15 protein-coding genes and 1 pseudogene are annotated in these 13,555 nt (G+C 38.2%); 14 read left to right on the top strand and 2 right to left on the bottom strand.

What is annotated here, in order from left to right; genetic code table 11:
* Window positions 1-11: 11 nt before the first annotated feature.
* The 7 genes and pseudogenes from UFO1_RS16995 (at window position 12) to UFO1_RS16970 (ending at window position 5,678) form a co-directional block, all read left to right on the top strand.
* Window positions 12-491: an Lrp/AsnC family transcriptional regulator gene (locus tag UFO1_RS16995; RefSeq protein WP_038672771.1), complete on the top strand. Its 480-nt coding sequence runs from the start codon at window positions 12-14 to the stop codon at window positions 489-491.
* A gap of 626 nt (window positions 492-1,117) precedes the next feature.
* Window positions 1,118-1,900, top strand: a complete 783-nt coding sequence (locus tag UFO1_RS16990; RefSeq protein WP_038672768.1) for an SDR family oxidoreductase — start codon at window positions 1,118-1,120, stop codon at window positions 1,898-1,900.
* A 30-nt stretch (window positions 1,901-1,930) separates the two neighbouring features.
* Window positions 1,931-2,914 carry an AraC family transcriptional regulator gene (locus tag UFO1_RS16985; RefSeq protein WP_038672766.1) on the top strand — a complete coding sequence of 328 codons (984 nt, stop codon included), beginning with the start codon at window positions 1,931-1,933 and terminating at the stop codon, window positions 2,912-2,914.
* Between the two features lie 110 nt (window positions 2,915-3,024).
* A pseudogene (locus tag UFO1_RS26250) lies at window positions 3,025-3,180 on the top strand (TetR/AcrR family transcriptional regulator); the annotation flags it as partial.
* A 3-nt stretch (window positions 3,181-3,183) separates the two neighbouring features.
* Complete coding sequence (locus UFO1_RS16980) at window positions 3,184-3,597, top strand: hypothetical protein (protein ID WP_236639232.1); 414 nt, start codon at window positions 3,184-3,186, stop codon at window positions 3,595-3,597.
* Between the two features lie 86 nt (window positions 3,598-3,683).
* Complete coding sequence (locus UFO1_RS16975) at window positions 3,684-4,568, top strand: alpha/beta hydrolase (protein ID WP_038672762.1); 885 nt, start codon at window positions 3,684-3,686, stop codon at window positions 4,566-4,568.
* A 15-nt stretch (window positions 4,569-4,583) separates the two neighbouring features.
* Window positions 4,584-5,678, top strand: coding sequence for an MBL fold metallo-hydrolase (locus tag UFO1_RS16970; RefSeq protein WP_038672760.1), 1,095 nt, complete (start codon window positions 4,584-4,586; stop codon window positions 5,676-5,678).
* Between the two features lie 128 nt (window positions 5,679-5,806).
* Here UFO1_RS16970 and UFO1_RS16965 read toward each other — a convergent pair whose 3' ends face one another.
* Together UFO1_RS16965 and UFO1_RS16960 are read right to left on the bottom strand one after the other, a co-directional pair.
* Window positions 5,807-6,463, bottom strand: coding sequence for an NAD(P)H-binding protein (locus UFO1_RS16965; RefSeq protein WP_038672758.1), 657 nt, complete (start codon window positions 6,461-6,463; stop codon window positions 5,807-5,809).
* Window positions 6,464-6,504: 41 nt separating this feature from the next.
* Window positions 6,505-7,551: an NADH:flavin oxidoreductase gene (locus UFO1_RS16960; protein ID WP_038672757.1), complete on the bottom strand. Its 1,047-nt coding sequence runs from the start codon at window positions 7,549-7,551 to the stop codon at window positions 6,505-6,507.
* Window positions 7,552-8,076: 525 nt separating this feature from the next.
* Between UFO1_RS16960 and UFO1_RS26245 the strand changes: the two genes are divergently transcribed.
* The 7 genes from UFO1_RS26245 (at window position 8,077) to UFO1_RS16925 (ending at window position 13,555) form a co-directional block, all read left to right on the top strand.
* Window positions 8,077-8,349 (top strand): hypothetical protein, encoded by a 273-nt coding sequence (locus UFO1_RS26245; protein WP_038672755.1) that lies wholly within the window; start codon window positions 8,077-8,079, stop codon window positions 8,347-8,349.
* 12 nt (window positions 8,350-8,361) lie between these two features.
* Window positions 8,362-8,931 (top strand): flavodoxin family protein, encoded by a 570-nt coding sequence (locus UFO1_RS16950; RefSeq protein ID WP_038672754.1) that lies wholly within the window; start codon window positions 8,362-8,364, stop codon window positions 8,929-8,931.
* Between the two features lie 757 nt (window positions 8,932-9,688).
* On the top strand, window positions 9,689-10,051 hold the full coding sequence (locus UFO1_RS16945; RefSeq protein ID WP_038672752.1) for a GIY-YIG nuclease family protein: 363 nt from the start codon (window positions 9,689-9,691) through the stop codon (window positions 10,049-10,051).
* A 45-nt stretch (window positions 10,052-10,096) separates the two neighbouring features.
* Window positions 10,097-10,768, top strand: a complete 672-nt coding sequence (locus tag UFO1_RS16940) for a flavodoxin family protein (protein ID WP_038672750.1) — start codon at window positions 10,097-10,099, stop codon at window positions 10,766-10,768.
* Between the two features lie 760 nt (window positions 10,769-11,528).
* Window positions 11,529-12,173 carry a Crp/Fnr family transcriptional regulator gene (locus UFO1_RS16935; RefSeq protein WP_038672748.1) on the top strand — a complete coding sequence of 215 codons (645 nt, stop codon included), beginning with the start codon at window positions 11,529-11,531 and terminating at the stop codon, window positions 12,171-12,173.
* A 77-nt stretch (window positions 12,174-12,250) separates the two neighbouring features.
* Window positions 12,251-13,024: an SDR family NAD(P)-dependent oxidoreductase gene (locus tag UFO1_RS16930; protein WP_038672746.1), complete on the top strand. Its 774-nt coding sequence runs from the start codon at window positions 12,251-12,253 to the stop codon at window positions 13,022-13,024.
* A 348-nt stretch (window positions 13,025-13,372) separates the two neighbouring features.
* Window positions 13,373-13,555: a hypothetical protein gene (locus tag UFO1_RS16925; RefSeq protein ID WP_038672742.1), complete on the top strand. Its 183-nt coding sequence runs from the start codon at window positions 13,373-13,375 to the stop codon at window positions 13,553-13,555.

Raw genomic sequence — 13,555 nt, 5'->3', positions numbered from 1 at the left:
GGAGGTAACCTATGCTGGATGATTTAGACCAGAAAATTATTGCTATTATGCAGGATGAGTTTCCGTTGGTAGCTGAACCTTACCGCGAATTCGCCGATAAGCTTGGGATTAGTGAGGACGAACTTCTTGATAAGCTGCAGCAATATCGGCAACTTGGGAAAATACGTAAAATGGGAGCTGTTCTTAGGCACCGAAAAGTTGGTTATGCCGCTAATGCCTTATGTGCCTGGATTGTACCAGAAGGACGTATTCAAGAGGTTGGTCAACTATTGTCCAAGGATGCTCTTGTAAGCCATTGCTATTCAAGAAGCTCCCACCCTGACTGGCCTTATAATTTTTATACAATGTTACATGCCCATACTCGTGAACAATGTAGGGTGATTGCTCAGACTTTGGCTGAGAAGTCTGGATTAGAAGAATATACGATGTTATTTAGTACCCGGGAATGGAAAAAAATTAGTATGCAGTATTTTAGAGAAAATAATAAATAATATAAAAGCAGCTACACATAATAATTGTAAATGTGTAGCTGCTTTTTGTGTTATAGAAGGTAATTACTATACATGATCAAGCCATACTTTCCGCAAAAGCCGAATAGCCGGAGGTATATCCTCAAGTGCTATTTCACCGAAGCCTAAAAGAATATTGGGATATGGACTGGGTTCCGAATCAATCCATATTCTGTTCTTTATAGGAATGTACACGCCTGCTTTAGCAGCCCAGCGGCGACAACATGTTATGAATTTTTCAAAAGTATGAAAGCGAGTTTTGATAAAATTAAAATAAAGTTTTACAAAAGGCAAATTCTATTTTGAGAATTTGTATTTTTTTATTTTTCTTTTAGATTCTGTATGCTTTAATACTATGTTGAAGAAAGCCATCCAGCAATTACAGATAAAGAAATGTGGGAAGCAATACAGTTTGAGATGGAGAGAAGGGGTGGAATTTTACAGATGAAATATTAATAAGAAATCCTGTGGCGTGAATTGATAAAATGATGGCGTGTAATGATATTAAAATGTGATGAGATAAAGGATATAATCTTAACATAAAATGAAGTTAAATTTGTTGATGCAACAGATGGCTATTACATCTATGAAATATGGGAGGGATATACATGAGTAAAAAAGTAGCACTAGTTACAGGAGCATCTAGTGGAATAGGAAGAGAATTTGCTCGTATTCACGCAGCAAAAGGTGGAGACCTTGTTATAATTGCAAGAAGAAAAGATAAATTAAATGAACTAAAACAAGAATTAGAAAAGAAACATAATATTAAGGTAAAAGTTATTGCAAAGGACTTAACACTACCAAAGGCACCTATTGAGATTTATAATGAAGTAAAAGAAGCAGGAATCCAAGTAGATTACCTTATAAACAATGCTGGATTTGGAGGACGTGGTTATTTCCATGAGCGTCCAATGGAATTAGATTTACAAATGATTCAAGTTAATATAGTAACGCTAACTGCTTTAACAAGATTGTTTTTGCCTGACTTTGTAAAAAGAAATAGTGGGAAAATACTAAATGTATCGTCAACAGCATCACTTATGGCCGGTCCATTGCAAGCTGTTTACTATGCATCAAAAGCTTATGTTACATCTTTTAGCAATGCAATAGCACAAGAATTACATGATACAAACATAACAGTTACAGCACTATTACCTGGTGGAACAGAAACAGAATTTGCCAAAACAGCTGATTTGAGTAATACACCTTTGTTTGCTAAGACAGTAAGTCCATATGTTGTAGCAAGAGAAGGATATGATGCCATGTTAAAAGGTAAATTGGATGTTATCGCAGGGGTTACAGCTTCCCAAAGTGTTATGCTTTCTATGTTAAGCTTTATACCTAAAAAAGTAATGCTAAAACAAATATATCAAATGCAGCAAGAAAAATAAAAATGATAAATACAAAAGGAAGGAGCTTAAATGTCTAATAAGAGGTTTATACTAGAGAGAAAATTTGCTGATTTAATCGGAAGTCTTGGAATATCAACTACAGAAGCACTAAAAAAATCTGATTTACCTGAAGACTTATTTAGCCATAAAAGTCCTTCTTTGACAACTATTCAATGTATTAGATTTATGGAAACACTAAAAGAATTATCAATTGATGAGTGCACTCCAATAAAGATTGGTACAATAGAAAGTTTAGAAACATTTTATCCACCTGTATTTGCAGCTTATTGCAGTAGGAATGTATTAACTTGTATGAAAAGAATATCAACATATAAAAAACTTATAGGACCACTAGTATTCCTAGTTAATGAAAATAAAGACAACATAACATTAGAGATGACTTTTGAAAATGAAGAAAATGAATTACCAGAATTTTTAGTTGCAGCAGAAATGGTATTTTTAGTACAACTTATGAGAAATGCTACTAAAACTCATATTGTACCTAAAGAAGTGATGACAAAGCATAGGATAGATAATAATAATTATGAAAAGTTTTTTGGAGTAAGACCTAAAATAGGGCCAAGAAACATATTGACTATATCAAAGGAAGATGCACTACGTCCTTTTATAAGTCAAAATGATGCTATGTGGGAGTATTTTGAACCAGAACTAAAAAGACGACTCAGTGAATTAGATATAGAAGACACTTATGCAGCTAGAGTTAGAAGCGCACTTATAGAACTTTTACCAGCAGGAGAAGGAAGTATAGATGATGTGTCATCAAAGTTAGGATGTAGTAAAAGAACTCTTCAAAGAAAATTAAAGGAAGAAGATACTACATTCCAAAAGCAGCTAAACCATACTAGAGAATTACTTGCAAGGCATTATTTAAAAAATTCGGATATGACAAGTGATGATATAGCTTACCTCTTAGGGTATCAAGATTTAAATTCTTTTGTAAGAGCATTTCATATATGGACTGGTATGACAATAAGTGAGTATAAAAAGAAATAATTCCAGTGAATAGGAAAATATCAAAGGCTTTGAAGGTTTTTAAGTAAAAGTTGAAGGTGTTTGTAAAATGCAAACTTGACATTAATCGAATGATCGTTTATTATTAAAATATGAGATATAAAGATGATAATAAAAGTGAAAATATCTTTCATGCAGCGATACAGCTTATAAATGAAAGCGGCTTTGCCCAAACCTCTATGTCAAAGATTGCCAAAAGAGCGAATATATCGCCATCAACGATTTATGTGTATTTTGAGAATAAGGAGGATATGCTTAATAAACTGTACGTGACAGTTAAAAAGGAGATGAGTGAGAGAATATTGCGTAATATTGATGAGTCCACTCCTGTAAAAAGCGGCCTTGAATCAATATTAAGAAATCTTGTGACTTTTACGCAAGAGAATAGGGATTATTTTCTATTTATCGAACAATTTGAAAACTCACCTTTGATTCATAAAATATCCCGAGATGAAGGATTTGGTTTGTTTAAACCGATGTTTAATTTGTTTGAACGAGGAAAACAACAAAAGATTTTAAAACAAGTAGATACCAATTTGTTAGCTATCCATTCTTATAGCCCTATGATGCAATATGGTAAGGAACATCTCAATGGTAATACCGAACTAAATGAAGCTGCTGTAGAAAGGATTATTGAAATGAGTTGGGATGCTATAAAGATATAAAAATTTTTAAATAAAAATAAACGATCATTCGATTATTTTTATTTAAGTTTTAATCAAAACTTAATCATATAAAAAGGAGAAATAGTATGAGAAAAAATGTAAGTTTTAAAAGCAATGGACTAAATATTGCAGGTCATCTTTACTTACCCGAGGATATGAAGAAAGGAGAAAAATATCCTGCTATTGTGACGGTGACACCCGTGAGCGGTATTAAAGAACAGACTTCCGGACTTTATGCCCAAAAGATGAGTGAGAAGGGGTATGTTGCCCTGGCTTTTGACAATACCTCATATGGTGAAAGTGAAGGCCAACCTCGGTTTGATGAAAATCCGTTTGCCAAATCAGAAGACATTAAGAGTGCGGTAACTTTCTTGTCAGGACTGGATGAAGTTGATCCACAAAGAATTGGGGCGATCGGTATCTGCGCAGGTGGTGGCTATGTTGCATATACGGCAGCAACAGATAAAAGAATAAAAGCTGTCGGCACGGTCAGTGCTTACTTTGATCTACGCGGGATGGTAACGAGTGGTTTCGCTGGAGATTGGGTTTCTTTACTAAAAGAAGCAGGAAAGGCAAGAATAGCGTATGCCTCTGGTGGAGAACCACAATATATTCCTATGCTTCCTGAAGATCCAACCTTTCCAGGGGCGCGAGAAGGTTTAGATTACTACTGTACCTCTCGTGGAGAACACCCAAACTGGCAGAACAAAACTCTCTTATGGTCTTACGATAAAATGGTACAGTACTCTGCATTGGATGTCATCCATATGGTTTCGCCAACTCCGATGCTGATTATTGCAGGCTCACAGGCAGCAACTCTTGAACAGTCCAAACTAGCTTATGAACACGCAAAAGAGCCTAAAGAATTAGTGATTATCGATGGTGGAACCCATTTTAGCTTGTACGATCAAGAACGTCATTTTAGCCAGGCAATAGAAAAATTCACAAAATTCTTTAAAGTCCATCTGTAATTGAGGTAATAGCATATGAATTTTGTTATTATTGGCCTGGTAGGAATTAGCCTAATGGGCTTTTTCCTTTTATCTTTTTACCCAAATTTGGGAGGTAAGATTTCGGAAGATAAAATACGTTCCTTTAACCAATCTCCCAATTTTAAAGAAAATAAGTTTGTCAATCAAATTCCTACGTCAATCAATACAGATGCAAACAGCTTATATACCACGCTGCGGGATTACTTGAAAGACAGTCCGCAGCGAAATCCAGATAAATCTCTTCCTATCGTTGCTGTAGATCCTGCCAGCTTGCAAGATACAAAAGAAACGAAAGTCACCTGGCTTGGTCATTCTACCATATTACTGCAAATAGACGGGAAAAGAATATTGTTAGATCCTGTATTTTCGCAAAGCCCCTCTCCTTTTCCATTCCTTGGACCTAAGCGCTATAGTGAAACCTTACCTATCGAGATTGAGGAATTGCCGAGCATAGATGTTGTTATTTTGTCTCACGATCATTATGATCACTTGGATTATGAATCTATTATGAAACTTAAAGATAAAGTACGTCAGTTCTATGTGCCGTTAGGCATAGGGAGTCACTTAGAAAGATGGGGCATTGAGAAAACCAGGATAAAAGAACAAGACTGGTGGACTGAAGCAGAGTTTGAAGGATTACAACTAGTTTCGACGCCAGCCAGGCATTTTTCAGGAAGAAGCCTGTTTGATCGTGATGCAACGCTGTGGAGCTCATGGGTGATCATCGGCAAGAGCGCAAGAATCTATTTTAGCGGCGATAGCGGCTATGGACCTCACTTTGCGCAAATAGGTAAAACGTATGGCCCCTTTGATTTGACACTAATGGAATGCGGTCAGTATGATGAACGTTGGTCTGCTATTCATATGATGCCGGAAGAAACCGTACAAGCTCATATTGATGTTAATGGCAGGATCATGGTACCTATACATTGGGCTGCATTTACGTTAGCCTTGCATGATTGGACAGAACCGATTGAGCGGGTAATAAGCGCGGGCCAGGAACGGCAAATCCTTATTTCGACGCCTAAGATTGGAGAGTCTGTTGTAATAGGTTCTGAAGTGTATCCTAATTCTACTTGGTGGAGATAAATACTAGTTTACTCTAGCCTATAAAAAGCAGGGGACAGGTTCGCCATTTTTAAAACGGCAAACCTGTCCCGCTGCTTTTTATGATGGATTTATCTTGATAACTATTGAATGCCTGTAAAATGCGAACCTTATACCTGGAAGCTGCCGCTCTCAAGAATAGATGTAGGAGCACCTTGTTTAGCAACTCTGATCATGGCGCGTCCCAATATTTCCGTCGTTGTAAAATACTTCGTAAACAGTATCTTCAAAACAGGTTCGAGAAGGCTCAGCCCTGCATACACTGCCCGGTATAGCTTGGTCTTTGACACGATTCCATGACGGGGTTGAATGTAGGCCGGGCGGAACATATACGTAGCTTTGAACGGCAGGCGCAGCAGCGCGTTTTCCGTTTTGCCCTTGACTCTGGCCCACATGACACGTCCTTGCTCGCTGCTGTCGGTGCCTGAGCCCGATACATAGATGAATGTCATCTTGGGGTTAAGTTTGACAAGGGTCTGCGCCACCGCCAGCGTAATGTCATAGGTTACTCGCCGATACTCCTCTTCTTTCATGCCTGCTGAACTTACCCCGAGACAGAAAAAGCACACGTCATAGCCCGAAAGTGCACTTTCGATGGCAGACAAGTCAAGTAAATTTTTGTGGATAATCTCATTCAACTTTTTATGCTGAAGCCCGGTGGCACTGCGCCCGACCGTAAGAACCGCTTCAATTTCAGAATCGAGCAGACACTCCCGCAAGACGCCTCTGCCGATCATTCCTGTAGCACCGAAAATAATTGCTTTCATGGCATAACCCCCTAAACTCTTCTTTTCATAGCCTGATCACCTTACCGGTGGAGGACGCATTTTAGGCCATGCAAAGTGGCGCAACCATTGCAGGAGGTACATTTTGCTTTGCTGACGTCGCCGTTTTTCCAGCGATTTGCCAGATCTGGTTCAGCGATAAAAGGACGGGAAAACGATAAATATTTAATAGCTGTCTGATTAAGGATTTCTGTCAGCGAATGATAATCGCGATTGCCTCCTACTAAGATAACCGGAACGTTATTTTCCGCGGCGATTTCTGCGGCGTCATCTTTAAAATAGGAATTCTGGCGACCGGTAAAATGATGCCACGCGCCGCTGATTTCAATGGAGTCAATTCCTACTTCGGTCAGTTTCTTGCATACATACTTACAATCCTCAAAGGTCATCCCTTGCTCCATGCCATCCGAGTTGTTGATCTTAATAAGAACAGGGTACTCAGTGCCTACTTTCTCGCGAACAGCTGAATATGTTTCCAGCACCATTCTGGCCCTATTTTCAATCGGGCCACCATATTCATCCGCTCTGCGGTTATAATAAGGTGACAGAAATTGGCTCAACAGAAATCCATGAGCAGCATGAAGCTGAACGCCGTCAAAGCCTGCCTGCTTTGCCCTGGCTGTCGCATTGGCAAACGCCTTCTGCAAGTTAACTATATCCTCTGCTGTCATCTCCTTAGGCTGAATATGAGTCTGCAGATTCTCTACGGCGCTTGGCCCCCAGATTTCCTGTCCGCCCAGCTCTGCCATTCGGTACGACCCGCAATATACCAGCTGAAGAATAATATTGGCGTCATAACTATGGACCAGCTCAGTCAGTTGTTTGTACTCTTCAATGAAAGAATCGTCATAAATCCCTAACATTCCTGGAAAAGGTTGCTCCGCTTCAACAACATAGGCAAAACTGGTAATAATTGTTCCTACGCCGCCCTTGGCCAAATCCTCATAAACCTTCAATAGGTCTGCTGACAGGTGCCCTTCCTTGGCCAGGGTTTCCCCCGTCGCCGACCGGATTAACCTGTTCTTTAAGGGTATGTTTCCAATACTGGTCTTGTCAAATAATGTTTTCATCTAATCTTCACTCCTATATGTTAATTTTGTGGGCAAAATAGCTGTTTCGATAATTCTACATTTTTATAATCATCGAATTGTTTTGGCGAATAGAGACTATCTGCAGATTATTTACGTTGCAGATAGTCTCTATTTCAAAATATTATACTTCGATAATCGTCAAAATGATTATAATTTATTTTGATATTCTTGTCAATATTTCCTGACTGACCATTTTCGCGCTTGACTTCAGATGGCAAAGGATTTTTACATTGTGTATGGGAAACAATCGAAAAGAATGACTCAAAAGAACCGTCCCCGCGAGTTTTATTCAAAGGTGGTAGTATGATCGGCAATATGTAAGCACCTCTTACTGGCGCAATTCATAGAGAATTCCTCCTTGGATTATATGTAAATAAGTATAACTATTATACTTATTATAATATTAGTTTTATACTTTTCCCTATAGTATAATTTGGATATCAATAAAATAGTCGAATTTGAAGAAACAAATGACGCCTTAGTTACTGTCAGTCCCCAGGCTGGATGGGTATTACTGTAGAACTGATTTCAACCGTACAACGACAATATGGCGATTATTTAGAGGCTTTGATTCTAGATATAGTAAAAAAAGCAGACTGCACGGATGCGCACGTGAAAGTGCTGGATAAAGGAGCTGGGGGATTATATAATGCATGCGCGAGTTATGGGGTCACGAATGTCTTTCAGATTGCAGAACTTATAAACTTATTAAAACTTAAGGATTTACAGCACATGAGCTACTGTGACACTAGAGTAATGAAAAGGTATAATGGCTGAGGAGGAATTATAATGAAAGTAGTAGCGTTTAACGGGAGTCCAAGGAGGAGTGGGAATACTGCCGCCATTATCAAAGTTGTGTTTGCTGAGTTGGAAAAGAATGGTATTGAGACTAAACTGGTTCAAGTTGGCGGTGTTTTAAAGCAGGGATGCACCGCATGTAATTTATGCTACAAAAACAAAACAAAGACTTGTGCGGTTACTGGAGATCCACTTAACGATTGGATAGAAAAAATTATGGCTGCCGATGGCATTATTTTTGGCTCACCAGTTTATTTTAACGATGTGACGAGCGAAATGAAATCATTGATTGACAGGGCCGGATATGTGGCCCGAGCAAATGATCGCATGTACAAACACAAGGTCGGAGCAGCTGTTGTGGCTGTGCGACGCAATGGCGCGGTACATGCACTAGACACCATGTTTCATTTTTTCTTGAATATGCAAATGTTTATTGTCGGAGGATCTAACAACGTTATCGCCAACAAAATCGGCGATGTTGAGAAAGATATCGAAGGCCTGCAGAGTATGCGAACTTTAGGGGAGAATATGGCCTTATTGTTGAAAAAGATGGACGCCTAGGGTTTAGAGAATACGTAGATATAACTCAGTTGGTCTGATAATAGCGTTGACATCGAAGAGGTCAAAGCCTTCTTAATCATCTAAAAATATACGTTCTTTTCTTGCTTCGCATCCCAAAATATAATGGGACAAGGGACAGGAACTATGTCCCAATAAAAAAAAAATAGACACCCTCGGTATTATTCTAGTCGCCAAACTATTTGCAATATATCCGTGACATTATCAGAATCCATCGCACAAATAACATGTTTATCTTCATATAAGGGAAGCGAGGGGACGGTTCCTATGCTTCTCTTTTTTTTATATAGAATTATCATAAAAAGAGGCAACACAACGGTAAATAGCAAGGGTTACTGGTATCAATCAATTTTTAAGGCATAGCACAATTTAGGGGGAAATGTCCGCTTGCTTCTTGTAAATGACTACGCTTTTGTCCGACTGATAAAAGCGTAGTCATTTTTGTTTTAAGTGAAAGATGTCGAAGTCTATGCCTTTAGGGGAGGCAATAACGAGCCGTCCCCTCGCTTCGTCTAGATTTGTAACTCTACGGAGCGTTTATTGAACCATAGCTGAAGGTTCGCTATAGTTATTCTATGGGGGTAAATGATGCAGAATAACAGAGTTGGAAATATTATCATCAGGGTCCTGACGTTTCTTTAATTTTAGAACTTTCAAGCGTTCTTGGCCTTGATGTCAAGAGCTGTTAGCGGGTTATGAAAAACGACAAATAAATTCTAAAAAGGATGGTGATCAATCAATGGACAAACCATCAAAAAAAGATTTGAAAGAGCAGTATAAAAATAGAGTGATAATTGGCGGGGTATACTGCGTGAGATGCAGTGGCGCTGATAATCTTTGGCTTCGAGCAACAACAGATATACAAGGTTCGAAAAATCGTTTTGCATTTTCAGTATCGACTAATTCTTGCCCTGAAATGTGTATGAGTGAGTCATGGAAACAGTTCGGAGCAACCACATTTTCTTTTGAAATACTGGAAAAAATAGAAAAGAAAGAAACGCAAACAACACGTGAGTTTTCAGATGATGTAAATACTTTGTTAGAACTTTGGATTGAAAAACGAAATGGCGAAAATTCAGAGTTGCGACGCTCTGTTATTTAAAAGAGGTAAGCGACACTTGCGATGAAAAGAGGAGAATAAAACAAAATGAAATTTATAGTATTTAACGGCAGCCCTGCCGGGGCAAACAGCAGCACAAATGTGATTGCAGAAGCGTTTTTGAGCGGTGCAAAAAGAGCCGATGCCGACACCGAAAATGTGTTTTTAATTGATAAGAACATTGGACACTGCAAAGGATGCTTTACCTGCTGGTTTAAAACACCAGGAAAATGCGTGATGCAGGATGATATGACAGAGCTTTTGGACAAATATAATGCTGCTGATGTGGTTTGCTTCGCTTCGCCTGTTTATACATGGAACATGACAGCAGCTCTCAAGAACTTTGTCGACAGGCTCGCGCCGCTGAAAAGTCCTCTGATTGTAAATTCGGACGAAAATTTTGACCTTACGGATTCCAAACCTAAAACGCAGCAATTTGTGGTGATTTCCAACTGCGGCTTTCCGGGCAATAACAATTTTGAAACCATGAAAGTGGTGTTTGCTTCCTGCAATCCTGTCCTTGAGATTTATCGCAACTGCGGTAAACTCTTAAAAAGCAAGGACGAGAAAATCAAAGCAACCGTAAATGATTATTTGCAAGTTGTCGAGCAGGCAGGATATGAAATGGCAACGCAAAATTACGTATCGGAAGAAACAAAATCAGAACTTGAAATGCAGCTCATGCCGATACTTGATTATGTGAAATACATCGGGATGTAGCACATAGGATATGAACAATTTGCAGGATACCACTCCTGTATGATTGTTCATTCCAGTAACAAGAAACGAATTGGCTATCATAAATCTAAGAATATAAAAAAACTTTGTGGCGGACGGGTAGCCATGCGACAAGCAGACAAGCAAATGCTAGAGTGACTCAAAAGACCCGTCCTCTTGAATCTATATAAGTGTTACTATAATGATGATTGTGAGGTACCTTGACTGTCGGTTTAATATCTAAAGTCCAACAATCCTAGAACAAATACAAAAATAGCTATAGTTGCAATGGTAGATATCATAATTTACACCTTCCTTTTATCTAAATTATACATCTAAATATATGACAATAATGTGACAGAACGGTATATCTTTAATTACATAATAAATTCTCCAGTATCATAAGTCTTGTCTTTTAAAAAGAACCATTGTAGACTCCGCATAAGAAGAGATGATCAAAAAACAATATATAGCGATAAACTCCTGCAAAGTAGCTAGCCTTGCAGGAGTTTTGTATTTTAATGGTAAATAGGATAGAAATATGGGAGACTGTTTTCGAAGAAAAGCTTATGTTTATACATTGATGACATGAGGCAAGAAGATAGGAGTGACTCAAGAGAACCGTCCCCTCGAATCTTTAAAGCTAGTGTTTTTATTTGGGACAAGGAACCTGTCCCGTGTCCCTTTCGAAAGAAGTTGCAAGACAGAACCATCGTCCCCGCGTCTCCCAAAGGTGAAGTGTCAAAGGACCTGTCCCCTTGACATGTTATTATTTTTTAAGAATGGAGAAAATATTTTGATAGAGCATGGGAAAAAAACTTTGGGAGAATTATTAAAAGAAAACATTTTTTATAATATTATCAATATAGATGAAAAAGATTTAATTGAACTTTCGGATTTATTTATTACAAGGAAATATATTCACAACGAAATGCTTGTCAAAGCCGGAGAAAAATGGGATAAGGTTTTCTTTATCCATAAAGGCATTATTCGACTTTTTTATATGAATTTAGAAGGGCAGGAGTATAATAAGGGATTTTTTTGGGAAAACCAATTACTATGGCCGATTGCTCCTTCGGCCCGTAAAAATGACAGTCTCTTCAACATATCTGCTTTAGAAAATGTTACAGTCTCCGTTTGCGATTTTTCATCTTTTCATTCCTGGTTAACTCGTCATGGTTATTGGGAAAAGTTTGCTTTGTCCTATGCTGAATTATTTGTAGAGGATAAGTTCCGTAGAGAATATGAATTTCTTATAAATTCGGCAACAGAGAGGTTTAGACATTTCTGCACTGAATATCCTGATCTTGTCAGAAGAATACCTGATTACCATCTGGCTTCGTATCTTGGTATTACCAATGTTACCCTATCAAGAATAAAAAAATCTATTAATTTTAACCTATGTTAATGAGCGTTTTTCATCCGTATATTATACTACCTACTAAAGAAGAAATTTTTTTGATGATTTTAGGAGGTAGATAGTAAATGAATTTGTTAATTAATAAAACAGCTCTTATTACAGGAGGAAGTGATGGAATTGGTTTTGCAATTGCCACAGCTTTTGCCGAGCAAGGAGCAAATCTAATTCTTATTGGAAGAGACAGGGAAAAATTGGGTTATAGGGAAAAATTATTAAAACAATATGATATAACTGTTCTCTCTATTCCAGCCGATATTAGTAACAAAGATTCACTCTCTGAAATAGTCGAACAGGTTCGTACAAAAAACATAAAAATCGACATTATAGTAAATAATGCAGGCATCGCACGCTTTATACCTTTTTTGAATACGGATATCCCGACATTGGATTATCATCTGAATTTAAATGTGAAAGCTCCTTATTTGTTGACGCAAGCTTTCCTGGATGATCTAATTCAATCCCGGGGAAATGTGATTAATATTTCGTCTTATTTTTCCAGAAGAATGCTGCCGGATAGACCCTCGACAGCATATTCTATGACAAAAGGGGCTATAGAATCTTTCACCAAAGCCCTTGCATTTGAATTAGGGCCACATGGCGTTCGGGTTAATGCTATTGCACCCGGTACTGTCGCTACACCTCAAGTTGAGAGCAACATGGAGCGCCTTGATAGGAAAGAAAAAGACCGTTTCAACTCAATGATTAAATCAATTTATCCGTTGCAAACAATCGGGGAACCGAAAGATATAGCCAATATGGCTGTTTTTCTAGCATCAGATCAGGCAAAATGGGTTACGGGAGGGATTTTTCCTGTTGACGGAGGTCTTACAACAAACTAAGAAGCTGTTCCGCCAAAGCCTGACGTCCTCTCTGTCATTTACTAGTGATAGAAGTAGGTGAATGCAAGTCACCATGCCAAACCCCTGTCCATGCAATGAGCAGAGACAATAGACAATAGTTAGAGCTGATCAAAAAAGCAATATATACGACAAACTCCTGCAAAACAGCCTAGTCTTGCAGGAGTTTTGTATTTTAATGGTAAGCTAGGATAGAAATATGGGATATTGTTTTTCAAAGAAAATCTTATGATCATATATTTATGGCATGAGACAAAAAGATGGGAGTGACTCAGAAGAACCGTCCCTATGATTTCTTAATGGGGGGTAGCTCCAATTTAGGAGGAATTTATGAATAGGAATGAGATTCTTGAAAAGTTAAAAGGTGGAGATTTACGATCAATTGGTAATGGCGGGGAAGTAGTCTCAGATCTTTTAAATGATGAAAGTCTTGTTGTGGAAGCTTTTGATGGTATGTTAAGTGATGATGCTCTTATTAGAATGAGGGCTTCTGATAATCTTTATCGAGATTAG

The organism is Pelosinus sp. UFO1, from assembly GCF_000725345.1.
Classification (GTDB): Bacteria; Bacillota; Negativicutes; order DSM-13327; family DSM-13327; genus Pelosinus.
This window is presented reverse-complemented; position numbering and strand designations above follow the sequence as displayed.